This window comes from Amedibacterium intestinale, assembly GCF_010537335.1.
GTDB lineage: Bacteria > Bacillota_I > Bacilli_A > Erysipelotrichales > Erysipelotrichaceae > Amedibacterium > Amedibacterium intestinale.
This window is the reverse complement of the sequence record NZ_AP019711.1, coordinates 726,644-749,356: the sequence shown is the minus strand read 5'-3', so window position 1 is coordinate 749,356 and position 22,713 is coordinate 726,644. Positions and strand designations below refer to the sequence as shown.

Here is a 22,713-nt window from a genome sequence, read left to right as displayed (position 1 = left end):
CCTTATTATATAAAAGAAATATCGAAAATGACAAGTTAATCATAGATATTATCTATAAATAATGTAAAATAACTAAATTGTTTTTGTGTAATTGTAACGATTATAATAATTACGGTTAACTTGTGAATGAAATATCATTCATTTGAGGAGGAAAAGATGAATAAGTATAAAAAGTTATTTTCGCCAATTACCGTAAAAAATGTAACGATTCCAAATCGTGTCGTAATGACACCGATGGGAACAAACTTTGGTGAACAAAATGGGGAAATGAGTTTTCTTCATATCGACTACTATGAACAGCGAGCTATGGGTGGAGCTGGTCTTTTGATCGTAGAAAATGCTTGTGTGGACTATCCAGGCGGTTCCAATGGGACAACACAATTGAGAATCGATCATGACAACTACATGCCTAGATTATACAAATTGTGTGAAGAAGTGCATAAACATGGTACAAAAATTGCGATTCAGTTAAATCATGCCGGAGCCAGTGCATTAGAAGAACGTATTGGTATGCAGCCGGTTTCCGCTGGAAATCTTCCAAATAAAAAAGGAGGAAAAACACCACGTCCTTTAAAAACGGAAGAAATTTATGAAATCGTAAAAAAATATGGAAAAGCTGCAAAACGTGCACAAATCATCGGATTTGATGCTGTTGAAATTCACGCAGGACATTCTTATTTGATTTCACAGTTTTTATCGCCGCTAACCAATAATCGTGAGGATGAATTTGGTGGAAGTGCACAAAATCGTGCACGCTTTGCTAAACTGGTTATTGAAGAAGTACGTAAACAGGTAGGACCAATGTTTCCTATCTTGGTTAGAATTTCTGCAGATGAATTTTTGAAAGGTGGAAATACACTAGAGGATACATTGGAACTATTGACGTATTTCCAGGAAGAAGTGGATATTCTTGATGTATCGGCAGGTTTGGTAGATTCTATTCATTACCAGATTGATGCAAACTACTTAAAAGATGGCTGGAAATCTTATCTGGCAAAGGCAATAAGAGAAAAATTCAATAAACCTGTCATTACTTGCGGAAATATCCGAGATCCTAAAGTTGCGGAAGAAATTCTTGAAAGTGAAGATGCAGATTTTGTAGGTTTGGGTAGACAGCTGATTGCGGATCCTAATTGGCCAAACAAAGCGAAATATGGAAAAGAAGATGAAATTCGTAAATGTATTTCCTGTAATATTGGATGCAGTGGACATCGTATTGGCTTAAATCGTCCAATTCGCTGTACGGTAAATCCAAGTGTTAATATTGGAGATGGATATAAAGAAAAAAATATAAAGAAACCATGCAATGTGGTTGTTATCGGTGGAGGCAGTGCAGGTTTGGAAGCAGCATGTACTGCAGCAGAAGTTGGATGTACGACTTTCTTGATTGAAAAAGAAAAGGAACTTGGTGGATTAAGTGTCGCAATTTCTAAGATTCCAGAAAAGAAACGTCTGCATGATTTCCCTGCATATTTAATTCATCGTGCAGAAAAACTTCGAAATCTAATTGCCCTAACAGAAACGCAGGCCAATGTAAAACTGCTGCGTATGTTAAAACCTGATATTATTATAAATGCAAGTGGGTCTACACCTTTATTACCGCCAATTAAGGGGTTAAAGGAAAATATTGATAAAGATGAAACAAAAGTAAAAGGTATTTTAGGAATGATTTCACACATTGATTCTTATCCAGAAGACTGCACAGGTAAAAAAGTCGTAGTTGTAGGCGGTGGCGCTGTTGGACTTGATGTGGTAGAATTTTTCGCAAATCGAAATGCAGAGGTAAGTATTGTAGAAATGCAGCCGGTTGTTGGAAAAGATTTGGATGTCGTCACAAAAATTGGAACTTATGATATGCTGGAAAAACATCATGTAAATGTATTAACGGAAACAGCTTTGCAGGAAGTTGGAGATACATATTTCATGGTAAAACGTGCAGAGAACATAGAACGTTTAGATTTTGACTATGGTTTTGTATGCCTTGGAATGCGTTCTTATGCACCTCATCTATCTGAAATTGAAGAGGCTTTTGCACAGGAAGATGTAGAAATCATCAATATTGGTGACAGTGTAAGAGCTCGCCGTATCATTGATGGGGTTAGTGAAGGACGAAATATCATTAATATTTTAAAACGTAAAGAATTTATGTAAAAAATTGATAAGATGCCCATATCGGGGCATCTTATCAAAAAATTAATTCATAGAAGAATTCTATAGAAAAGATGAATAAACTTAATTGTTTTTATAGAATTATATCAATTATAATAATGTTACTTGTGAATGTGATAACATTCATCAGTCCTTTATAAAAAATCTAGAATATAGGAGGAATAGATTATGGCAGAAAGAATTACAGGACACACAGAATTGATTGGATTGATCGCAACACCAATTCGTCATTCAAAATCACCTACGATGCATAATGAAGCATTTGCGAAACTTGGTTTGGATTATGCTTACCTTGCATTTGAGGTTGGTACAGAACAGCTGGAAGATGCAGTAAAAGGATTTAAGGCATTGGGAGTACGTGGATATAATGTATCTATGCCAAACAAAACCGTTATTGGAAAGTATTTAGATAAATTATCTCCTGCAGCAGAATTGTGCGGTGCAGTAAATACAGTCGTAAATGACAATGGCGTGTTGACTGGCAATATTACAGATGGTATTGGATACATGAGATCTTTGAAAGATAAAGGATTTGATGTCATTGGAAAGAAAATGACAATTGTCGGTGCTGGTGGTGCTGCAACTGCAATTGAAATCCAAGCTGCCTTAGATGGCGTAAAAGAAATTTCCATTTTCAATCGCAAAGATGAATTCTGGGATAGAGCTGTACAAAATGTAAAAAATATCAATGAAAAAACAAACTGTAAGGCAACATTATTTGATTTGGATGACAAAGAAGCATTACGTCGTGAAATCGCAGACAGCTATCTGTTTGCGAATGCAACTGGTGTAGGTATGAAACCATTGGAAGGACAGATGGTAATTCCTGATGCAAGTTATCTTCGTCCAAACTTGATCGTAACAGATGTTGTATATATGCCTACAAAGACGAAACTTTTAGAAGTTGCGGAAGAAGTTGGCTGTCCATGTATGAATGGATTAGGTATGATGTTATACCAGGGTGCTGCTGCATTTAAAATGTGGACAGGAGAAGATATGCCAATTGCATACATGAAAGAAATTTTACATATTGAGGATTAACGTAGAGGAAAGCTGTGTTGAACACTGTTTTGACACAGCTATTTTTTAAAGTGAGATGGAAAGATATAGGAGAACATAAAAATGAATAAAAAATATTATCCAAGTGCATTTATATTATATTTAAACTTTTTTATCCATGGGATTGGGGCATCCATTCTAAGCCAATATAAAGCAGATTTAGCAATTCAGTGGAACTGTAGTGCAGAACAGGTTTTATTAGTAATTGCCGCAATGGGGCTGGGACGTTTGATTACACTTCCTTTCTCTGGTCCTTTATCCGATAAGCTGGGAAGAAGAATATCAACTCTTATAGGAATCCTATCTTATGCAGTATATTTTGTAGGAGTTGTTTATGCACCAAATATGTATTTGGCATATATTGCCGCAATCATTGGAGGAGCTGCAAACTCATTCTTAGATACAGGGGTTATTCCTGCTTGTGTTGAAATTTTAAAGCCAAACAGCGGACTAGCTACTTTGTGTACGAAATTAGGAATTTCTTTGGGACAGCTTGTGCTGCCATATATGATTTTATTTGTTGCGGACAACAATATGTCATTTAGAACTTTGTTTATTTTGATGGCTGTATGCATTGCGATTATCGGTGTGCTTGTTGTAAAACTTCCACTTCCAAAAGATGAAAAAGAAGAAGGAAAAGAAGAAGGTTTCTTTGAAAAATTAAAACACGCTAAATTTACTCCAGAAAGCATTGCATTGATCTTGATTGGGTTCACTTGTACATCAACTTTCCAGTTATGGTTAAACTGTAATCAGGAATTGGGAAAAATGGCTGGAATGACAAATCCGCAAACCATTCAGACATACTATGCTACAGGTACAATTTTAGCTGTATTGCTTACTGCAGTCTTAGTTAAAAAGATCAAGCAGGTACGCTTTCTTGCAGTCTATCCATTATGTGCATTATTATCATTAGTTGCAGTGTATTTTGTACAAACACCTCTTATGTGTCAAGTCGTAGGATTCTTAATGGGATTTTTTGCAGCTGGAGGAGTGCTGCAGCTTGCAACCGCAACTGTAAATGACTTATTCCCGCAAATCAAAGGAACGATCACAAGTATTATTATGATTGCTTCTTCTTTAGCGAATTATCTAATCTTATCTTTAGCTTCTGTAGTAAGTGCTGGAAGTGGTCCTTTAGGTGTTGTGATATTGAATATCGTTATTACAGGTTTGGGTGTTATTTTGGCAATATTTGTTAATATGCGTTTTAATAAACTCATTGAAAAAGTTTAAAACTTGTAAGGATATTAAAATTTCTATATACTGATACAGTACGAGGAGGAAGGTTATGAAGTTTTTTCACTGGTTAGATGAAAATTTGGAAGAAACTCTGTTAGTTCTATTTTTGTCCTGCATGACACTTGTTATGGGAGTTCAGGTTTTCTGTCGTTATCTTCTTAATTTTTCTTTGAGCTGGTCAGAAGAAATCACAAGATATTTATTTATCTGGTCTGCTTTTATAAGCATTAGCTATTGTATAAAAAAATGGATTTCGATTAAAATTGATCAAATCATCAAGTTGTTTCCAAAAAATATATACGTCGTATTTCAACTGCTTTTAAATCTTATTTTATTTCTGCTTTTTATCACTTTATCTTACTATGCCGTTTTCTATTTGCTGGACAGTATAGAAAGTGGGCAGGTAAGTCCTGCATGTCATTTACCGATGTATTTCGTACAAAGTGCACCGCTTGCTGGCTTTGTACTTGCATCTATTCGTGCTTTTCAGCAAATTTTACTGGATATTTCTAATATTCTGCATATTTTCATACAAAGAAGAAAGGAGAAAGTACAATGATGGCTTTATGGATCATGCTTTTGTTTGTTGTTTTGCTTCTTCTTTCTGTACCGATTTCTGCAGGTTTAAGTATCAGTTCTTTATTGCCTTCTTTACTGGATCCAAATTTTCCAGTAAAAGGAGAATACATCATTCGCTCTATGCTTGGAGGAATTGACTCTTTTCCATTACTGGCAATTCCTATGTTTGTTTTATCAGGAATCTTGATGGCAAGAGGCGGTGTTTCCAAACGTTTATTTGATATTTTTGCTTACTTTTTAGGAAATCGATTGGCAGGCATGCCATGTGCAGTTATTATTACCTGTTTATTTTATGGGGCAATTTCTGGAAGTGCTCCAGCTACGGTAGCCGCAGTTGGAAGCATGACGATTCCTATGCTGGTATCGATGGGATATGATAAAACTTTCATAACAGCTCTTGTTGCTGTTGCTGGAGGGCTAGGGGTCATTATACCGCCAAGTATTCCCTTTATTTTATATGGTATGGCTAGTGGAACAAGTGTTGGCGATATGTTTATGGCAGGTATTTTGCCAGGTATCTTTATTGCCTTGTTATTGATTTTGTATTCTTTATGGTATTGTAAACGTTATGGAGAAGATAAAGAGAAAATCCATGCGAAGATTAGTATCTTGCACCAAAAAGGGTTTAAAAAAGTATTCTTAGATAGCTTTTGGGCATTGTTAACACCGTTTATTATTCTTGGGTGTATTTATTCAGGTATTGCCTCTCCAACAGAAGCAGCTGTAATATCCGTTTTTTATGCATTGTTTATTTCTGTTTTCATATACAAAACATTGAAACTAAAAGATATGAAAGCAATTCTGGTAGAAAGTATACGTACCTTTGCACCATTGCTATTTATTCTTGCATCTGCTGTTGCGTTTTCAAGAGTTCTTACCTTGCTGCAAATTCCACAGCAGGCAGGAGAATTTATCTTGTCAAACTTTCATACGAAACTTTCCATCTTACTAATTATGAATGTAATTTTACTGGCAGTAGGCATGGTCATGGATACAAGCCCGGCAATTTTGATATTAACTCCTATTTTGCTTCCGATTGCACAGGGAGCGGGGATAAATCCAATACATTTTGGTATTATTATGGTAGTGAATCTGGCAATTGGTTTTGTTACTCCTCCAATCGGTATAAACCTTTTTGTAGCGAGTTCATTAACCGATATAGAAGTATTTAAAATCGCAAGAAAAGCATTGCCATTAGTTCTTATTTTCCTGGTTGCTTTGCTTATTCTTGCTTTGGTGCCGCAAATATCCTTGTTGCTGGCAGGAGGTTAGTGTATGAAAAAAAGATATACATATATGATGCTTGCAGCTATGCTTCTTTCCTGTTTTGGATGTCAAACAAAAAAGCAGGATCTTGCTGCTTCTTCTCAAACCTATCCAATCATTATCGCAACGGATTCTCCAAGTGATACTGTAACAGGATTATTTGCTGAGAAATTTGCACAGGAAGTGATTCGCCTTAGTGAAGGCAAAATACAGATGAAGGTGTATGACAATGGGGTATTAGGAGGAGATCGAGAGCTTTTAGAAAGCTGTAAAAACGATGATATTGCCTTTGTTGTACAAAGCAGTGCTCCACAGGTAAATTTTATGCCGAAACTTGCTGTGTTTGATCTGCCTGTTGCCTATACAGATATTTCATCGCTGCGTAAAGTTTTGGATGATGAAGATTTTTACAGTCAGATTTCTGATGTATATAAAGATGGAGGGTTTCATCTTATGGCTTTGGCAGATCAAAACTTTCGTGTTATGACAACCAATAAGAAAATTTCTTCTATAAATGATTTTAAGGGGTTGAAAATACGAACGATGGAAAATTCCAATCACATTGCTTTTTGGAAGGCGATAGGCGCCAACCCTACACCCATGACAATGTCGGAAGTATATATTGGCTTGCAGCAGGGAACCATTGATGCACAGGAAAATCCATATGAAGTCATTGTTTCCGCAAAGGTATATGAGCAGCAGGATTATGTTGCAGAAACAAATCATGTGCCGCATTTACTTAGTTTAATAACAAGCAACAGTTTTTACGATTCTTTGACAGTTGAACAGAAACAAATTTTTGATGAAGCAGCACTTCTCGCAAGAAATCATGCGCGCAAACAGGCAGATAAACGAGTTGAAAACAGATTGAAGATCATTGAAGAAAGTGGAACCAGAATGTTGCCTTTAACAGATGATCTGATTAATGAAATTAGAGAAAAAAGTAAACATGTATATGCCGATATACAAAAACAATGTGGAAATGAATTATATAATACATATTTAAAATATGGGAAAGAAAAAGGAGAAATACTTTATGAATACAGTAACAATTAGAAATGTAGAATTTGGAAAAGGAATGCCAAAGATTTGTGTTCCTATCGTTGGAAAAACAAAAGAAGATATTTTAACACAGCTTGAAAATATCATGAAAACACCTGTTGATATCATTGAATGGAGAATGGACTGGTTTGAAAATGTCACAAATATTTCTTCTGTTATTGATATGGCAAAAGAAATCCGTGAAGTATGCAAAGACACACCTCTTCTTGCGACTTTTAGAAGTCTAAAAGAAGGAGGAGAAAAAGAACTTGCACTTGCTGATTATGTAGCGTTGAATACAGAAGTTAGCAAATCTGGATATGTAGATGCGATAGATGTGGAGCTTTTCAGCGGGGACAAAGAAGTAGAAACAATTGTTTCTGCTGCTCATGAACATAATGTGAAAGTCATTATGTCAAATCATGATTTCCATGCAACCCCTGCAAAAGAAGAAATTATCAAACGATTATCAAAAATGCAGGATATGCATGCCGATATTCCAAAAATCGCTGTTATGCCTACTTGTAAAAAAGATGTATTGACATTACTGGAAGCAACATTGGAAATGTCTGAACAGCATGCAGATCGACCAATTATCACTATGTCAATGGCAAGTAATGGAATGATTTCTCGTTTAAGTGGGGAAGTATTTGGTTCCTGCTTAACATTTGGTGCGGTTGGAAAAGCAAGTGCTCCAGGACAAATGGATGTGCATGCATTAAAATCAGTATTGACTGCATTGCATAACAGTTTATAAGCGTATCGTTGTGTACGCTTTTTCTTTTTTTGTCATACCGTTTGAAACTTCTAAATATATATAATTAGGTTGCCTAACGATAAGAAAACAGGTAAAATATGTATGTTAAAAAATGAAAGAAAGGGTCGGCTTATGTATAAAATTGTAAGAAAAGAAAGTTTAAATCCAACAGTTACAAAAATGGTCATAGAAGCACCGATGGTTGCGAAAAAAGCAAAAGCGGGTCAGTTTATTATTCTTCGTGTGCATGAAGAAGGGGAACGTATTCCATTAACTGTTGCAGATTATGATAGAGAAAAGGGAACGATAACGATTATTTTCCAGATTGTCGGTGGAACAACGATGGAATTAAATAGGCTGAAGGAAGGAGATTTCCTGCAGGATTTTGTTGGTCCTTTAGGAAAGCCAAGTGAAGTCGAAGGTTTTAAGAAGGTATGTGTCATTGGGGGAGGCGTAGGATGTGCCATTGCATATCCTACCGCAAAAGCACTGCATGAAAATGGTGCACAGGTAACAAGTATTGCAGGGTTTAGAAATCAGGATCTTGTGATTTTGGAGAAGGAATTTCAAGATGTTTCTGATGCATATTATCTTGTTAGTGATGATGGGAGTACAGGTGAAAAAGGACTTGTTACCGATGTTTTGAAAAAACTGATTGAAAATGGAGAACAATTCGATGAAGTGATTGCGATTGGACCGCTTATCATGATGAAGTTTGTATGTCAGCTGACAAAACAATATAATATCAAAACGATGGTAAGCATGAATCCAATTATGATTGATGGTACTGGTATGTGTGGAGGATGCCGATTAAGTGTTGGCGGTGAAACAAAATTTGCCTGTGTTGATGGTCCAGACTTTGATGGTCATCTGGTTGATTTTGATGAAGCTATCGCAAGAAGCAGTATGTATCGTGAATTTGAAACAAGAAAAAGAGAAGAAAACTGTAATCTAATGAACAAGGAGGCGCAGTAAATATGCCAAATATGTCGTTAAAAAAAGTAGAAATGCCAATGCAGGATGCATTCGAAAGACGAAACAACTTTGAAGAAGTAACGCTTGGCTACACAGAAGAAATGGCAATGGAAGAAGCACAGCGCTGTTTAAACTGTAAAACAAGACCTTGTGTTAGTGGATGTCCAGTATCTGTGAAAATTCCTGATTTTATTTTAGAAGTAAAAGAAGGCAACTTTGAAAAAGCCTATCATATTCTTCATGAAACAAGTTCTTTGCCTGCGGTATGTGGTCGTGTATGTCCACAGGAAACTCAATGTGAAAAAGAATGTGTTCGCGGTATAAAAGGAGAAGCTGTTGCGATTGGACGATTGGAACGCTTTGTAGCTGACTGGTATCGGGAACATGTAAAAGAAAAGGTACAAAAACCTGCTTCCAATGGACATAAAGTGGCCGTTGTTGGAGCAGGACCTGCAGGGTTAACATGTGCAGGAGATCTTGCGAAAAAAGGATATCAGGTATCTGTATTTGAAGCACTGCATGTAGCAGGCGGTGTTTTAATGTATGGGATTCCAGAATTTCGTTTGCCAAAAGCAATCGTTCAGCATGAAATCAACGGTCTAAAAGAAATGGGTGTAGATATTCAGACAAATGTGGTGATTGGGCGAAGCGAATCTGTCGATGATTTGTTTGATGCAGGATATGAATCTGTTTTCATTGGCAGTGGAGCAGGACTTCCAAATTTCATGAATATGCCGGGAGAAAATTTAAAAGGGGTATATTCTGCCAATGAATTTTTAACTCGATGCAATTTGATGAAAGCTTATAAAGAAGATAGTGAAACACCGATTCAACATGCGAAAAAGGCAGTTGTTGTTGGTGGAGGAAATGTAGCGATGGATGCCGCAAGAAGTGCAAAACGTTTAGGTGTAGAAGAAGTAACCATCGTATATCGAAGAAGCATGGAAGAACTTCCTGCACGTAAAGAAGAAGTAGAACATGCGATGGAAGAAGGCATTATCTTTAAACTGTTAACAAACCCTGTTCGCGTACTTGGTGATGAAAATGGCTGGGTTAAAGGAATGGAATGTGTATCGATGGAATTGGGAGAACCAGATGCCAGCGGAAGAAGACGTCCAGTAGAAATTAAAGACAGTAACTTTATCATGGATGTTGATTGTATGATCATGGCAATTGGTACTTCTCCAAACCCTTTGATTCGCTCTACTACGGAAGGACTGGAAACGAATAGAAAAGGGTGTCTTGTTACAGATGAACATGGATTGACAACACGAGAAGGTGTGTATGCCGGAGGCGATGCAGTAACTGGTGCAGCAACTGTCATCTTAGCGATGGGAGCTGGAAAAGAAGCTGCCAAAGCAATGGATGCATATATACAAAACAAAGCAAAATAACGATTTGAAGCAGTGTGAAGACTGCTTCTTTTTCATTTTTGAAATATTTACATGCTGTTGTTTCTTTATCAAAAATCTGTTATTCTGTTCATGGTGATGCTACGTATGAATAAGAAATATTTAAATCTTCTGGCAGTATTTGCCTTGGTGTGTTTTTTTACATTATCCCTGGTTTTCCCATTGTTAAAAAATACCATGAAAATATGCGCACTGGGGGTATATGCGCTGGTAAGTTTTCTTTATATTAAGGAAAAGAAAAAAGAGGGAGAAAACATAGAGAAAGATGTACTGTTCAGTGCATGTGTAGTGCTTTTATTTGGCTATTTGTTTTTTATAGGTTGATTTCTTTCCTATGACATAGGTTAGGAGGAACAGCTTTGGAAAAGAAGCTATTGGCATGTTTTGTAGGGATTCCTATTATCTTAATGGTATTATTATCAGTTTTTTTGATGTATCAATCCTATGAAAAAGGGAAGAGTGAAGAGGCTTATACAATTTCCCTGACACAAGATGCCATTCATTTTGATGGAATAGTAGATCATGTTGTCGATTTTACAGATATACAAAACATCGAATACAAGAAAGAAACTTTTGAAGGAAAAAAGAGTGGAGCAGGGGAAGGTACCTCCACTTTTCTTGCTGGTGATGCCAAAGATAAAGAGCTTGGAAAGTGTAAAGCTTATGTATATTATGATAAACCTTATTATATTATCATATATACAGAGAATGATACTTTTGTATTTAATCTTCCAAAAAAGCAGGAATGTGAAAATCTATATAAGCAATTGGAACGTTATTTAAACAGGAATGAATGAAAGGTGATTTTATGTAACTAGATTTTTTAGCACTATTTATTATATTTTGAACAATTCAAAGGAGAACTTAGATATGAAGAAAAAGGCAATATTAGTATTATGCATTCTATTGCTAGTATGTGGCTGTAAAAAAGAATCTAAAACAGAGATTAAAGATAATTTTTATAACTATAATTTAAATGATCCAGTTGAAAAAGGATTCTATGAATATTCTATGGATTATAGTGGAATTAATCCAGCTTATGAAAGTGACTACATTGAACCTAGAAACTTAACCAATAATGAACTTGGCTTATCTTACATCACAACTCGCTACTTTCAAAAAGAAGTGGGAAGGGAATATGCTAGTAATTTAAATACTTATAATATTGGTCCTCACAAAAATAAATATAAACTAAAATTGGATGTGTATTACAAAGGGAAAAGTCTCAAAGAAAATATATTTATTATTCCCCCGTGTGACCATGTACAATACTTATATTATACGAATAAATTTTTTATAACTCGTGTTGCATTAATTGATGATGACACTATCCAGTCATACTATGAAACAGATTTAAACGAGTTTGTAGGTTATGACATCTATTGTGAAAGAGGTGAATATCGTTCATTTATTCCAACCAATAAATACCCAATTAAAAAGAATATGATTATTGATAAACGTTCACTATTTATAAATACGAAGGAGGAAGTTAATTCTGGAAACACAAATTATGATAAAAAACTTTTTATAACAATTAGTTTGGAGGTAGTGGAATGAAAAAAATAACTGCAATTATAGTGCTATTCATGACATTATTTTTTATAATTACGCCTGCAAATGCAAAAAGTGAAGTTACCATACATTTAGTAGAAGATAAACTTGCACGTACTTTCGATAATTTTTATAATGGAGATAAAAAAACAATATATGCTTTTGCATATGATACAAATAATACCCCTTTTTCTATTGAAATAGATTATTACTTGAATGAAGAATTATTCTATTATGAGATATATAAAGAAGAATTTGATTATGGAAGAGGAAATCTTTATATTGCTTTACTAGGAAAAGAAGTTTTATTGAGTTGTAGTAATCCATATAATAGAAAAAACAATCTACCTTTTGATAAAATTCTAAAGAAAGTAAATATACCTGAGAAATTGTCTCAAAAAGTAACATATTTACGTGAAGAAAAGAAAACCTTAAAACAAGGGAAAAATTTGATACTTTCAAGCGAAGCGGCATATGATAATGAATTGTATCGAGTAGAAGTTTTTGCTGTTCCAAACTAATAAAATAGTTAGAACGCTAACAACGCCTACTTATCACTCAAATTAGGTTTAATCAAATAAGTAATTAAAATATAATTTTGCTCGATAGACCTATCCTTCATTATGAAATTATCGCATAATTGTTTAAAATATTAATTTGACTTATATCTTGTCAACATGTTGTTTAAAACATCTGGTTTGCATTCTATATCCTTTGATAAAGGCATTTTCATCTTTTCTTTATATAATTATTCTTGTGACAGTGTGTATTCATCCTTCTTTAATAACAGCAAAATAATCCATGTATTGAATCTAGCTTAATTCTGGGTCATAATTATCAATGTTAATAAATTAAATGGTATTTTGAGTGACTCAGTTTACTATTAATAGTAAACTGAGTATTAAAAAAAGACTACATTTTACTGTAAACTATACCCTGTAAAATGGACAGCTAAAAAACCGCTAATAGGTAAATAACTACTCGTCTTATACTGTTATTTATATTTTTCTTTCTATCTTAAAAGGTTTATCAACAACCTCATATACTACTTTATTTAGATCAAAAAAATCAATTATTTCATTTTTTTTGCCATTTGGAATTTTTACCACTCCTCTTCTCCTACCAATTATAATAAATAAAAAGTCCTTTGATATAATTACTTTTGAGTAATTGCGTAATTTGTTATTTAAATAAATTTTAGTCCCAACAACTTTAAATCTTTTTTTCAATTGAAACATCTTATAAAAAATAAGCCTGATAAATATATATGATACAAAGTAAAGAATATCCATATTATTTATAGCCATCTTATTAATAAAGTAATAACCTAATTTAATACCATAATAAACAATTAAAAAATTAATTAGGTATTCTAGATATCTTAAATATGAATATTCTTTAAACAATAACTTGCAATCATTTTTATCTAATTTTGATTCAAACTCTAAACTTTCTTCTTTCATAAAATAATAAAATCCTTTCTTTAACATTAACATAAATACATATCGGTTCTAATTATTATATACACATTACAATACATTCAAAACATTGAATAAAGAATACGATCAAATCGAAAATATAGTTCTTTAATTAGAAAACTAATATAAAATATTTCATTAAACTCCCTACATGATTATATACTTGATAAACTTTTTAACAATTTGTATAATATCAATTATCACTCCATCCATAATAGCTCATAATGCATTCTCTTAAATAATAAATAATATTATTTAAGTCAGACCGTTGACAAAGTCGCTCTTTGAGCAGACTTTGTCATTCGGTCTTTTTTTATCCCCACTTTTGTATAAAAAACAGGTGATTTTAAGCTATCATTTACCAAAAATCACCTAGTAAAAGGAATCTTTCTACCACTTTTTTTAAATTGGTTTTATATATTTTCAAAATATATAGTTTGTCAACAACCTGTCTTAAATAATAAATAATATTATTTAAGTTTTCAATGTTTTTGTCTAGGATTTGATTTTATTGCTTCCGATTCCTCGATGATTGTATTTCCATACACTCTACTATATACATATTTAAAAATTTGGTGGTATTCCATGGTAGATTCCCTTTATTTCTTTTAGATGGTAAAAAACGAAGTGATTGGCTTTATGAATGTAGATGGGAATAGCGTATTAGGAGGTGCAGAATTTTATCCATCTCTTTATGTTCCTTATGATATTCCTAAGGCAGAAGACATCGCTTTTATAACATGTGGTTATTTATCAGATGAAGATTACGACTATAAAAGTGCTCTATTAAAAGCATTAGAAAACTATCTGTCTCAACAATATAAATACGTGGAGGTTATCACAGATGAAATTGGAACATTTCCAGATGGCAACCTAGATTTTTTTAAACAGCATGCTTATCATGATGATGGTGTTATTTTTGAAGATGCATATTGTAAACTTCATTTGATGTCAAAAAAGCTATCACAGTAAAAGGGGAAACTATTTATTTTAATATACAGGAGGTAGATTTCGATGATAAAAATAGAAAATAAGAAAATACTGGCTAGACAAATAGAAGAAATCATTAAAGAAGCTGGACAGTTTATCTTACATCATAAAATTGAAAAAGTTATGGAAAAGGGGAATGCTTCCAATGTGGTAACAAATATAGATATACAATGTCAAAATCTTATCATTGAGAAATGTAAAAAGGTTCTTCCTGACAGTGTTTTTCTAGCAGAGGAAGAAGGACAGCAGCAGATTAGTGAACAATTCACATGGGTCATTGACCCAATTGATGCCACAACAAACTATGTGTATGATTTTCATCATTCCTGTGTTTCTATAGGTTTGTATTATCAAAGAAAAGGCTTGATTGGAGTGGTTTATAACCCTTATCTTGATGAGTGTTTTGTTGGAATTGATGGGATAGGAAGTTTTTGTAATGGCAAAGCAATTCATGTGAGTCATCATCCTTTTCATGAGGCACTTATTATGATAGGAACATCTCCTTATGATAAGCATTTAGCGGAGATCACTTTTGCGATTATAAAGGAATTGTTCATAGAAGCACGTGATATTAGAAGAAGTGGAAGTGCTGCATTGGATCTGTGCTATTTAGCTTGTGGAAGAATTGATGCTTTCTATGAACAAAATTTACAGCCCTGGGATTATGGGGCTGGGAAAATCATCATTGAAAACACAGGAGGCAAAATAAAAGCTCTTGTAGAAAATGCTTTTGATGAATTAAAACCTACTGGTGTTATTTGTTCAAATGGACAATGTCAGGAAAGATTAGCAGAAATTGTTTTAAAATACAGCAGATGAGTGATGGTGAATGCTATGGAATTAAACACTAAAAGATTGACTTTGCGTCCATGGAAAGAAAGTGATGCAGAAGCTTTATATATGTATGCGAAAGATCCTCGCGTAGGTCCAAAAGCCGGCTGGGCTCCACATAAAAGCGTAGAAGAAAGCTTATCTATTATAAAACATCTTTTACAGGGAAAAGAATGTTATGCCATTTGTTTACGAGATGCAAAAACACCAATAGGGGCAATTGAATTAATGTTACATGAGAAAAGTGATGTGGCAGCAAGCAAGGATGCATGTGAATTGGGGTATTGGCTTGCTTATCCTTTTTGGGGCAAAGGTTATATGCTGGAAGCTGCAGAAGAACTGCTTCGACATGGTTTTGAAGATTTAGATATGAAACAAATATGGTGTGGTTATTACGAAGGAAATATGAATTCAAAACGTGTACAAGAAAAATGTGGGTTCTCTTATTACTGCACAATAAAAGATGTAGAAGTAGCTGCATTGCATGAAAAACGCACAAGACATACTACTCTTTTAAAAGAAGAAGATTGGAAAAGATTACATTCTAAAGTATAATCAGAAGGTGATACAAAATGGTAAGTGTAAAGTTTTATGACAGTGTAGAAGATTCTCTGCTTAAATTTGCGGTCATTATCGCAAAAGCTGATGGAAAATGGGTGTTCTGTAAACATAAAGAAAGAGATACATTTGAACTTGCAGGTGGTCATAGAGAAGAAAACGAAACAATTCTTGAAACGGCAAGTCGAGAATTAAGGGAAGAAACAGGTGCAGAAGAGTTTGAGATAAAACCAGTATGTGTATATTCTGTTACAGGGAAGACAAGAGTGGTTAAAGAAGAAAATGTGGAGACCTTCGGAATGCTTTTTGTGGCAGATATTTTCTCTTTTGGAAAAATTTAAAGTGAAATTGAAAAAATAGTTCTTAGTGATACTTTAATAACAGAATGGACGTATCCATCAATTCAGCCTAAACTTATAGAAGAAGCAAGAAAAAGAGGATATGTGAGGTGAAATAAATGAATATAAATGCGTATTGGAGATGTTGCCTGCATCAAAAAGCAGATGAATTAAAAACATATTTTCACGAGAATGCATATATTAACTGGCATAATACAAATGAACACTTTACAGTAGATGAATTTATTCAAGCAAATTGTGAATATCCAGGCAAATGGGATGGGGAAATACAACGAACTGAATATTTAAAAGATACTGTCATTACTGTAGTGCATGTTTTTTCATTAGATAAAACTATCTCTTGTCATGTAACTTCATTTATAAAGTTTCAGAATGACAAGATTATCTCTATTGATGAATACTGGGGTGATGATGGTTTACCGCCTACATGGAGGAAAAAGAAGAAAATAGGTACACCAATTCGATAAATTAGATAGATAGGAAGAATATGTAGAAAATGAAAGAAAAAGAGAAAATGAAACAAGGTTTGCTTTATGACGCAAATTATGATGATGAGTTATTGAAAGACAGGATTTCTTGTAAAGAACAGTGTTTTCAATATAATCAATTAAGACCATCACAAATAGAGGAACAAGAACAATTGATTCGCAGTTTATTCAAGAAGACAGGAAACTCCTTTTGTATTACAGCACCGTTTTGGTGTGATTATGGCTATCATATTGAAATAGGTGAAAACTTTTGTTCCAATCATAATTGTGTAATTTTAGATGGTGCAAAAGTAACATTTGGAGATAATGTATTCATTGGCCCTAATTGTGTTTTTTCTACCGCAGGACATCCTTTGGATGTAGAACAAAGAAATCAGGGGCTGGAATACGCTTATCCTATTTCTGTTGGAAATAATGTCTGGATTGGGATGGGAGTATTGGTACTTCCCGGTGTAAAAATTGGAAATAACAGTATTATAGGTGCTGGAAGTGTTGTAACAAAAGATATACCAGAAGGAGTTATTGCGGTTGGAAATCCATGCCGTATCCTTCGTAAAGTTACAGATGAGGATAAAAAGAAATATTGGAAATAAAAGATAGGAACATAACCCTTATGTGATATGCTGAAGGCATAAGGGTATAAAGCTTCAATTACACCAATATAACGTTGAATCAAGTTTTTAATCGCGTGTGATTTGATTGAAGTGAACCTTGTATTTAAGGTTATGGTTTACTGCAAACTGACTTGGACTTTGTTACATTTTTTATGCTGGAAATATTGACAAAACCTTACTGGTTTATTAAACTTATACAGGTAAAGGCGTTGAATTAAAGTAGTACCTTGTGAAATGGTTTAGAGAGTCGACTGGCTGGTGAAAAGTCGAAGCATGCAGCTTGGGAACTTGTTAAGGAGCCTGATAAGAACTTATCCGTTTTATCTTCGCGTTAAGAAGTAGAGTGCTCTGTAAAAAACAGGGAACTAAGGTGGTACCGCGTTTATGACGTCCTTAGAATAGGACGTTTTTTTATGTTTGGAAAGGAAAAGATAGTATGGGATTTGAACACAAGAAAATAGAAAAGAAATGGCAGGAGTATTGGGATACAAACAAAACATTTGAAACCGATGTATATGATTTCAGCAAGCCAAAGTTTTATGTATTGGATATGTTTCCTTATCCAAGTGGACAGGGGTTACATGTAGGACATCCAGAAGGTTATACAGCAAGTGATATTGTTTCTCGTTATAAACGCATGAAAGGATTTAATGTTTTACATCCAATGGGATGGGATGCTTTTGGGCTTCCTGCAGAACAGTATGCAATTAAAACAGGGAATCATCCTGCAGGTTTTACAGAAACTAATATTGAGACATTTAAGCGTCAGTTGAAAATGCTTGGTTTTTCTTATGACTGGAGCAAAGAAATTTCTACCGCAGATCCTCAGTATTACAAATGGACGCAGTGGATCTTTGAACAGATGTACAAAGATGGTTTAGCAAAAAATGTGGATATGCCTGTAAACTGGTGTGAAGAATTGGGAACGGTTTTGGCAAATGATGAAATTATTGATGGAAAAAGTGAGCGTGGAGGATATCCTGTTGTTCGTAAAAATATGAAACAATGGGTATTGGATATTCCAAAATATGCAGAGCGTTTATTGGCACAGCTGGATGATTTGGACTGGCCAGAATCTACAAAAGAAATGCAGCGTAACTGGATTGGAAAATCTGTTGGTGCGCATGTAAACTTTAAAGTAGATGGACATGAGGAAAGCTTTACGGTATTTACAACACGCTGTGATACTTTGTTTGGGGCAACGTATTGTGTACTTGCACCAGAACATGCATTAGTAGATAAAATTACGACACCTGAACAAAAGGAAGCTGTAGAAAGCTATAAGAAAGTATGTGCTTCTAAATCTGATTTGGAACGTACTGAATTAAACAAAGAAAAAACAGGAGTTTTTACAGGAGCATATGCCATCAATCCTGTAAATCATAAGAAAACACCAATCTGGATCAGTGATTATGTACTTGCAAGCTATGGTACAGGGGCAATCATGGCCGTTCCTGCACACGATACACGTGACTGGGAATTTGCGAAAAAATTTGGTATTGACATCATTCCAGTTTTGGAAGGCGGCGATGTTACAAAAGAAGCTTATACCGAAGATGGAAAACATATCAATTCTGATTTCTTAAACGGTATGGGAAAACAAGAAGCAATTGATACGATGATTGCATGGTTAGAAGAACATAAATGCGGTAAAAAACAGATCAATTATCGTTTACGTGAATGGATTTTTGCTCGTCAGCGTTATTGGGGAGAACCGATTCCGGTCGTACATTATGAAGATCATGATGAAGTTTTACCAATGGAAGAACTTCCACTGACACTTCCAGAACTAGAAGATTATGCGCCAAGCAAATCCGGAGAATCTCCATTAAACAAAGCAGTAGACTGGCTGAATTATAAAGGCGGTAAGCGTGAAACAAGTACTATGCCAGGTAGTGCAGGAAGCAGCTGGTATTATATGCGTTATATCGATCCTAAAAACAAAGAGGCTATTGGAGATAAAAAATTATTAGAACACTGGCTTCCTGTTGACTTGTATATTGGAGGAAGTGAACACGCAGTTGGACACTTGTTGTATTCTCGTTTCTGGAACAATTACTTATATGACAAAGGGGTTCTAGGAACAAAAGAACCATTCCAGAAACTATGCCATCAGGGAATGATCTTAGGTTCTAATGGAGAAAAAATGAGTAAATCCAGAGGAAACGTTATCAATCCGGATGATATTGTAAGAGATTATGGTGCAGATACCCTTCGTATTTATGAAATGTTTATGGGTCCTTTAGAGGCAAGCAAACCATGGAGCGAAAGCGGTGTTGATGGAAGCCGTAAATGGCTGGATCGTGTATATCGTTTGATTGCAGAATCTGGTAAAATCGTGAAAGAAAACGATCATTCTTTAGATAAGGTATATCATGCAACAGTTAAAAAGGTTACAAATGACATTGAAACTCTTGGATTCAATACAGCAATCTCACAAATGATGATTTTTGTGAATGAATGTTACAAAGCAGAAACAGTATACGAAGAATATGCGAAGGGATTTGTAAAACTGCTTTCTGTATTTGCTCCACACCTTGGAGAAGAAATGTGGCAGGTTGTCTTGAAACAGGAAGATACAATTGCCTATGCAGATTGGCCTACATATGATGAAAGCGTTCTTGTAGAAAGTGAAGTAGAAATCATTGCGCAGGTAAATGGAAAATTACGTGGTAAATTCTTGATTGCTGCAGGTTCAAATGAAGATGCATTAAAAGAAGAAGCTATGAAACTTCCAAATGTACAGGCCCAAATTGAAGGAAAAACAATCTGTAAGATTATTGTTATCAAAGGTAGAGTTGTTAACATCGTTGTAAAATAGGAAAATGAATGGCACTACTCATATTGAGGAGTGCCATTGTTTATGTGATTAAAATGAGTATACATCATGATAATAATATTGATTTAAATGTATAATTCTAATTTCAAAATATAAAATCCTCCACATTCCATAAACAATCATACAATGAGGAGGATTTTTCAATTTTCTTTTTATTACGAGTGAAGTGATATGAAAATATACATAAACAGTTACATGATTATTTCTTCCAATGATTCGAGAAAATCTTTTGTTGAGTTTCTACAATACCTCTATGTCCGTATATTTCACATTTGTCTAAAGCAGACTGTAGTTCATAAAATTCTTCATCTGTTAGCTCAATGTCCCATGCACTTAAATTTTCTATAATTCTTTCCTGATTTTTTGATCCTGGAATAGGGACAACGTTTGGATATTTCTTCAACATCCAAGCCAAAGAAATCTGAGCAGGTGTTGCTTTTTTCTTTTTTGCGTAATTTTGAAGTATATTTACGATTGGCTGATTGCCTTCGATATTTTCTTTTGTTAGCTGTGGAACAAACTTTCTAACATCATCCACTTTTTCAAATTCTGTTTTCGCAGTAATTTTCCCACTTAAAAAACCTGAGGCGATTGGTGAAAAAGGAACCACTCCAATATTTTTTTCAATGCAGTATGGAAAGATTTCATCATCACAATCTCTTTCTAAAATATTGTATAAATTTTGTACAGCTGTCACAGGTGTTACACGATGTGCTTTATCTAGTGTATCAACATCAACTTGTGATAAACCCCATCCTTTAATTAATCCTTCATCAATCAATTTTCCCATGACATACGCAACATCTTCGACAGGTACGAATTCGTTAACACGATGCAGATAATATAAATCAACGTAATCGGTTCTTAATCTTTTTAAAGATTTTTCTAAATGACTTTTAATTAAGTGATATAAGTCCATGTTTGGTGTGACTTCTTCATCATGGATATGAAGTTTCGTCGCAATCACAATGTTTTTTCTAAAACTTTCAACTGCTTCTCCTAAGATTTCTTCATTATGTCCTTCCCAATATAATTCATTTCCATAAACTTCAGCCGTATCAAAGAAAGTGCAGCCAAACGCATAAGCTTTTCTGATTGCTTCTATACTATATTGTTTTTCTGGAATTTTCCCATACCCATGAGAAAAGCCCATACACCCCATACCGATTGGGGAAACTTCTAATTTTCCAATAAATCTTTTTTTCATGTTGTTCTCTTTTCCTTATCTAACATTTCTATTTTTTATGTTTTTGCTATTCATTAATATATTTGATAAATTTAGCTGGATTCCCGCCGACAATACAATTATTAGGTACATCTTTAGTAACTACTGAACCAGCCGCAACAATAGAGTTCTTACCAACAGTTACTCCTAAAATGGTACTGCCAGCACCTATTCAGGCATTTTCTTTTAATAGTCTTTCTAATCTCTTCGAATTCTTTATCCATTAAAGATACGTGCTGTCCTAGTTTTAATTTTGCTTCTATTTTCATTTTATCACCTCATGTGTATTATATAAAATCATTTTCTATCTAAGAAGTGTTAAATGTGTTATAATTGTATCAACTAAAAGTTGATACGGAGGGTGGTTTATGTATAATCATTTACTTGATACATTTATTATTGTTGCTAAGTGTGGCAGTTTTCAAAAGGCGTCTGAAAAATTATTTATTTCCTCCACTTCCATTATGAAGCAAATGAATAAATTGGAACATGATCTTCAAGTAAGATTATTTAAAAGAACTTCAAAAGGAATTGAGCTAACTATGCAGGGGGAGTACATATACAAAGAATCACAAAAGATTATGCATCTTTCTAATACCATCCTAAAGGAGGCAAAAAAGTTATCAAATGAAACTACAATAAAAATTAAAATTGGCTCTTCCGAACTCTTTCCAAGTAAACTTTTAAGTAATATTTGGAATATTGTACAAAGTGAATGGCCAAATTTTGATTTAGAATTTATATCCTTTGAAGATAGTAGGCAAGGACAACATAATGCTTTTTCACAGCTTGGAGATAAATTCACATTTTTCGTAGGTACCTATCTTTCAACATTTCTAGGTACAAGATATAATGCGATGGAACTTGTCAAATTACCTTTATGTATAGGTGTTCCGATTCACCATAAACTTCAAAATAAAAAAGTGCTTGCTATATCAGATTTATATAATCAAGAAATCATCATGTTAAAAAACGGTGTTTCTCAATATTTGGACGATGCTCGAATAGAACTGCAAAAACATAAAGAAATAACGATCATCGATGTCGATGAATATGATATCAATACGTTTAATTTATGTATAAAAAGAAATTGCGTTATTATCACTTCTCCTAATTGGATAGACATACACCCAATGATTAAAACAATTAAACTTAACTGGGATTATAAAGTTCCTTTTGGAATCATCTATTCTACAAAACCGTCTAAAGAAACATTGAGGTTCTTAAAAATTATCTTTGAAGTTTATCAGACTCATCCTTGTTTTGAGTAATATACTTTA

At 34.1% G+C, this 22,713-nt stretch carries 24 protein-coding genes and 1 other annotated feature; of the genes, 21 read left to right on the top strand and 3 right to left on the bottom strand.

All coding sequences use genetic code 11. From position 1 onward, the window contains the following. Window positions 1-156 precede the first annotated feature (156 nt). From A9CBEGH2_RS03780 to A9CBEGH2_RS03720, 13 genes are all read left to right on the top strand, one after another. A complete protein-coding gene (locus tag A9CBEGH2_RS03780; protein WP_118277212.1) occupies window positions 157-2,151 on the top strand; it encodes an oxidoreductase in 1,995 nt (664 codons plus the stop codon). A 186-nt stretch (window positions 2,152-2,337) separates the two neighbouring features. Next, window positions 2,338-3,210, top strand: coding sequence for a shikimate dehydrogenase (locus A9CBEGH2_RS03775; protein ID WP_118277211.1), 873 nt, complete (start codon window positions 2,338-2,340; stop codon window positions 3,208-3,210). A gap of 81 nt (window positions 3,211-3,291) precedes the next feature. Beyond that, the gene (locus tag A9CBEGH2_RS03770) at window positions 3,292-4,464 is read left to right on the top strand and encodes an MFS transporter (protein WP_118277210.1); all 1,173 of its coding nucleotides are present in this window, start codon (window positions 3,292-3,294) and stop codon (window positions 4,462-4,464) included. Between the two features lie 55 nt (window positions 4,465-4,519). Next, window positions 4,520-5,029: a TRAP transporter small permease gene (locus A9CBEGH2_RS03765; protein WP_118277209.1), complete on the top strand. Its 510-nt coding sequence runs from the start codon at window positions 4,520-4,522 to the stop codon at window positions 5,027-5,029. Further along, a complete protein-coding gene (locus tag A9CBEGH2_RS03760) occupies window positions 5,026-6,321 on the top strand; it encodes a TRAP transporter large permease (protein WP_118277208.1) in 1,296 nt (431 codons plus the stop codon). The genes A9CBEGH2_RS03765 and A9CBEGH2_RS03760 overlap by 4 nt, the downstream gene beginning before the upstream one ends. 3 nt (window positions 6,322-6,324) lie before the next feature. Then, window positions 6,325-7,371, top strand: coding sequence for a TRAP transporter substrate-binding protein (locus tag A9CBEGH2_RS03755; RefSeq protein ID WP_118277207.1), 1,047 nt, complete (start codon window positions 6,325-6,327; stop codon window positions 7,369-7,371). Next, window positions 7,352-8,113, top strand: a complete 762-nt coding sequence (aroD, locus tag A9CBEGH2_RS03750; protein WP_115714889.1) for a type I 3-dehydroquinate dehydratase — start codon at window positions 7,352-7,354, stop codon at window positions 8,111-8,113. Before A9CBEGH2_RS03755 ends, aroD begins: the two co-directional genes overlap by 20 nt. 132 nt (window positions 8,114-8,245) lie before the next feature. Further along, window positions 8,246-9,088 carry a sulfide/dihydroorotate dehydrogenase-like FAD/NAD-binding protein gene (locus tag A9CBEGH2_RS03745; RefSeq protein ID WP_115716048.1) on the top strand — a complete coding sequence of 281 codons (843 nt, stop codon included), beginning with the start codon at window positions 8,246-8,248 and terminating at the stop codon, window positions 9,086-9,088. A 2-nt stretch (window positions 9,089-9,090) separates the two neighbouring features. Further along, complete coding sequence (gene gltA / locus A9CBEGH2_RS03740) at window positions 9,091-10,482, top strand: NADPH-dependent glutamate synthase (protein WP_118277206.1); 1,392 nt, start codon at window positions 9,091-9,093, stop codon at window positions 10,480-10,482. Between the two features lie 105 nt (window positions 10,483-10,587). Continuing rightward, window positions 10,588-10,824, top strand: a complete 237-nt coding sequence (locus tag A9CBEGH2_RS03735) for a hypothetical protein (protein WP_118277205.1) — start codon at window positions 10,588-10,590, stop codon at window positions 10,822-10,824. Between the two features lie 35 nt (window positions 10,825-10,859). After that, window positions 10,860-11,297 (top strand): hypothetical protein, encoded by a 438-nt coding sequence (locus A9CBEGH2_RS03730; RefSeq protein WP_118277204.1) that lies wholly within the window; start codon window positions 10,860-10,862, stop codon window positions 11,295-11,297. A 73-nt stretch (window positions 11,298-11,370) separates the two neighbouring features. Further along, window positions 11,371-12,057, top strand: a complete 687-nt coding sequence (locus tag A9CBEGH2_RS03725) for a hypothetical protein (protein WP_118277203.1) — start codon at window positions 11,371-11,373, stop codon at window positions 12,055-12,057. Next, window positions 12,054-12,572, top strand: a complete 519-nt coding sequence (locus A9CBEGH2_RS03720) for a hypothetical protein (protein ID WP_118277202.1) — start codon at window positions 12,054-12,056, stop codon at window positions 12,570-12,572. The genes A9CBEGH2_RS03725 and A9CBEGH2_RS03720 overlap by 4 nt, the downstream gene beginning before the upstream one ends. 477 nt (window positions 12,573-13,049) lie before the next feature. On the opposite strand, the gene A9CBEGH2_RS03715 is transcribed toward A9CBEGH2_RS03720, so the two are convergent. Next, on the bottom strand, window positions 13,050-13,514 hold the full coding sequence (locus A9CBEGH2_RS03715) for a hypothetical protein (protein ID WP_118361036.1): 465 nt from the start codon (window positions 13,512-13,514) through the stop codon (window positions 13,050-13,052). A gap of 654 nt (window positions 13,515-14,168) precedes the next feature. Here A9CBEGH2_RS03715 and A9CBEGH2_RS03710 point away from each other — a divergent pair. From A9CBEGH2_RS03710 to leuS, 7 genes are all read left to right on the top strand, one after another. Further along, the gene (locus A9CBEGH2_RS03710) at window positions 14,169-14,501 is read left to right on the top strand and encodes a hypothetical protein (RefSeq protein ID WP_147360238.1); all 333 of its coding nucleotides are present in this window, start codon (window positions 14,169-14,171) and stop codon (window positions 14,499-14,501) included. Between the two features lie 42 nt (window positions 14,502-14,543). Continuing rightward, a complete protein-coding gene (locus tag A9CBEGH2_RS03705; RefSeq protein WP_118277640.1) occupies window positions 14,544-15,338 on the top strand; it encodes an inositol monophosphatase family protein in 795 nt (264 codons plus the stop codon). 3 nt (window positions 15,339-15,341) lie between these two features. Further along, window positions 15,342-15,905, top strand: coding sequence for a GNAT family N-acetyltransferase (locus A9CBEGH2_RS03700; RefSeq protein ID WP_232057308.1), 564 nt, complete (start codon window positions 15,342-15,344; stop codon window positions 15,903-15,905). Window positions 15,906-15,922: 17 nt separating this feature from the next. Then, a complete protein-coding gene (locus A9CBEGH2_RS03695) occupies window positions 15,923-16,249 on the top strand; it encodes an NUDIX hydrolase (protein ID WP_232057307.1) in 327 nt (108 codons plus the stop codon). A gap of 116 nt (window positions 16,250-16,365) precedes the next feature. Further along, window positions 16,366-16,734, top strand: a complete 369-nt coding sequence (locus A9CBEGH2_RS03690; RefSeq protein ID WP_115714885.1) for a nuclear transport factor 2 family protein — start codon at window positions 16,366-16,368, stop codon at window positions 16,732-16,734. A 29-nt stretch (window positions 16,735-16,763) separates the two neighbouring features. Continuing rightward, window positions 16,764-17,348: a sugar O-acetyltransferase gene (locus tag A9CBEGH2_RS03685; RefSeq protein WP_115714884.1), complete on the top strand. Its 585-nt coding sequence runs from the start codon at window positions 16,764-16,766 to the stop codon at window positions 17,346-17,348. 221 nt (window positions 17,349-17,569) lie between these two features. Next, window positions 17,570-17,767 (top strand) — a binding site (T-box leader). Between the two features lie 38 nt (window positions 17,768-17,805). Then, window positions 17,806-20,190, top strand: a complete 2,385-nt coding sequence (gene leuS / locus A9CBEGH2_RS03680) for a leucine--tRNA ligase (RefSeq protein WP_115714883.1) — start codon at window positions 17,806-17,808, stop codon at window positions 20,188-20,190. 217 nt (window positions 20,191-20,407) lie between these two features. Here the strand turns inward: leuS and A9CBEGH2_RS03675 are convergent, their stop codons facing one another. Both A9CBEGH2_RS03675 and A9CBEGH2_RS03670 read right to left on the bottom strand, forming a co-directional pair. After that, window positions 20,408-21,415: an aldo/keto reductase gene (locus A9CBEGH2_RS03675; protein WP_115714882.1), complete on the bottom strand. Its 1,008-nt coding sequence runs from the start codon at window positions 21,413-21,415 to the stop codon at window positions 20,408-20,410. A gap of 46 nt (window positions 21,416-21,461) precedes the next feature. Continuing rightward, window positions 21,462-21,587, bottom strand: coding sequence for an acyltransferase (locus tag A9CBEGH2_RS03670; protein ID WP_269473684.1), 126 nt, complete (start codon window positions 21,585-21,587; stop codon window positions 21,462-21,464). A gap of 214 nt (window positions 21,588-21,801) precedes the next feature. Here A9CBEGH2_RS03670 and A9CBEGH2_RS03665 point away from each other — a divergent pair, with 214 nt between their 5' ends. After that, complete coding sequence (locus A9CBEGH2_RS03665) at window positions 21,802-22,704, top strand: LysR family transcriptional regulator (protein WP_118277639.1); 903 nt, start codon at window positions 21,802-21,804, stop codon at window positions 22,702-22,704. The last annotated feature ends 9 nt before the right edge of the window (window positions 22,705-22,713 follow it).

Coding starts and splice junctions, on each gene's coding strand:
- A9CBEGH2_RS03780 (WP_118277212.1), top strand. CDS start 157: ATGAATAAGTATAAAAAGTTATTTTCGCCAATTACCGTAAAAAATGTA.
- A9CBEGH2_RS03775 (WP_118277211.1), top strand. CDS start 2,338: ATGGCAGAAAGAATTACAGGACACACAGAATTGATTGGATTGATCGCA.
- A9CBEGH2_RS03770 (WP_118277210.1), top strand. CDS start 3,292: ATGAATAAAAAATATTATCCAAGTGCATTTATATTATATTTAAACTTT.
- A9CBEGH2_RS03765 (WP_118277209.1), top strand. CDS start 4,520: ATGAAGTTTTTTCACTGGTTAGATGAAAATTTGGAAGAAACTCTGTTA.
- A9CBEGH2_RS03760 (WP_118277208.1), top strand. CDS start 5,026: ATGATGGCTTTATGGATCATGCTTTTGTTTGTTGTTTTGCTTCTTCTT.
- A9CBEGH2_RS03755 (WP_118277207.1), top strand. CDS start 6,325: ATGAAAAAAAGATATACATATATGATGCTTGCAGCTATGCTTCTTTCC.
- aroD (WP_115714889.1), top strand. CDS start 7,352: ATGAATACAGTAACAATTAGAAATGTAGAATTTGGAAAAGGAATGCCA.
- A9CBEGH2_RS03745 (WP_115716048.1), top strand. CDS start 8,246: ATGTATAAAATTGTAAGAAAAGAAAGTTTAAATCCAACAGTTACAAAA.
- gltA (WP_118277206.1), top strand. CDS start 9,091: ATGCCAAATATGTCGTTAAAAAAAGTAGAAATGCCAATGCAGGATGCA.
- A9CBEGH2_RS03735 (WP_118277205.1), top strand. CDS start 10,588: ATGAATAAGAAATATTTAAATCTTCTGGCAGTATTTGCCTTGGTGTGT.
- A9CBEGH2_RS03725 (WP_118277203.1), top strand. CDS start 11,371: ATGAAGAAAAAGGCAATATTAGTATTATGCATTCTATTGCTAGTATGT.
- A9CBEGH2_RS03720 (WP_118277202.1), top strand. CDS start 12,054: ATGAAAAAAATAACTGCAATTATAGTGCTATTCATGACATTATTTTTT.
- A9CBEGH2_RS03715 (WP_118361036.1), bottom strand. CDS start 13,514: ATGAAAGAAGAAAGTTTAGAGTTTGAATCAAAATTAGATAAAAATGAT.
- A9CBEGH2_RS03710 (WP_147360238.1), top strand. CDS start 14,169: ATGAATGTAGATGGGAATAGCGTATTAGGAGGTGCAGAATTTTATCCA.
- A9CBEGH2_RS03705 (WP_118277640.1), top strand. CDS start 14,544: ATGATAAAAATAGAAAATAAGAAAATACTGGCTAGACAAATAGAAGAA.
- A9CBEGH2_RS03700 (WP_232057308.1), top strand. CDS start 15,342: ATGGTGAATGCTATGGAATTAAACACTAAAAGATTGACTTTGCGTCCA.
- A9CBEGH2_RS03695 (WP_232057307.1), top strand. CDS start 15,923: ATGGTAAGTGTAAAGTTTTATGACAGTGTAGAAGATTCTCTGCTTAAA.
- A9CBEGH2_RS03690 (WP_115714885.1), top strand. CDS start 16,366: ATGAATATAAATGCGTATTGGAGATGTTGCCTGCATCAAAAAGCAGAT.
- A9CBEGH2_RS03685 (WP_115714884.1), top strand. CDS start 16,764: ATGAAAGAAAAAGAGAAAATGAAACAAGGTTTGCTTTATGACGCAAAT.
- leuS (WP_115714883.1), top strand. CDS start 17,806: ATGGGATTTGAACACAAGAAAATAGAAAAGAAATGGCAGGAGTATTGG.
- A9CBEGH2_RS03675 (WP_115714882.1), bottom strand. CDS start 21,415: ATGAAAAAAAGATTTATTGGAAAATTAGAAGTTTCCCCAATCGGTATG.
- A9CBEGH2_RS03665 (WP_118277639.1), top strand. CDS start 21,802: ATGTATAATCATTTACTTGATACATTTATTATTGTTGCTAAGTGTGGC.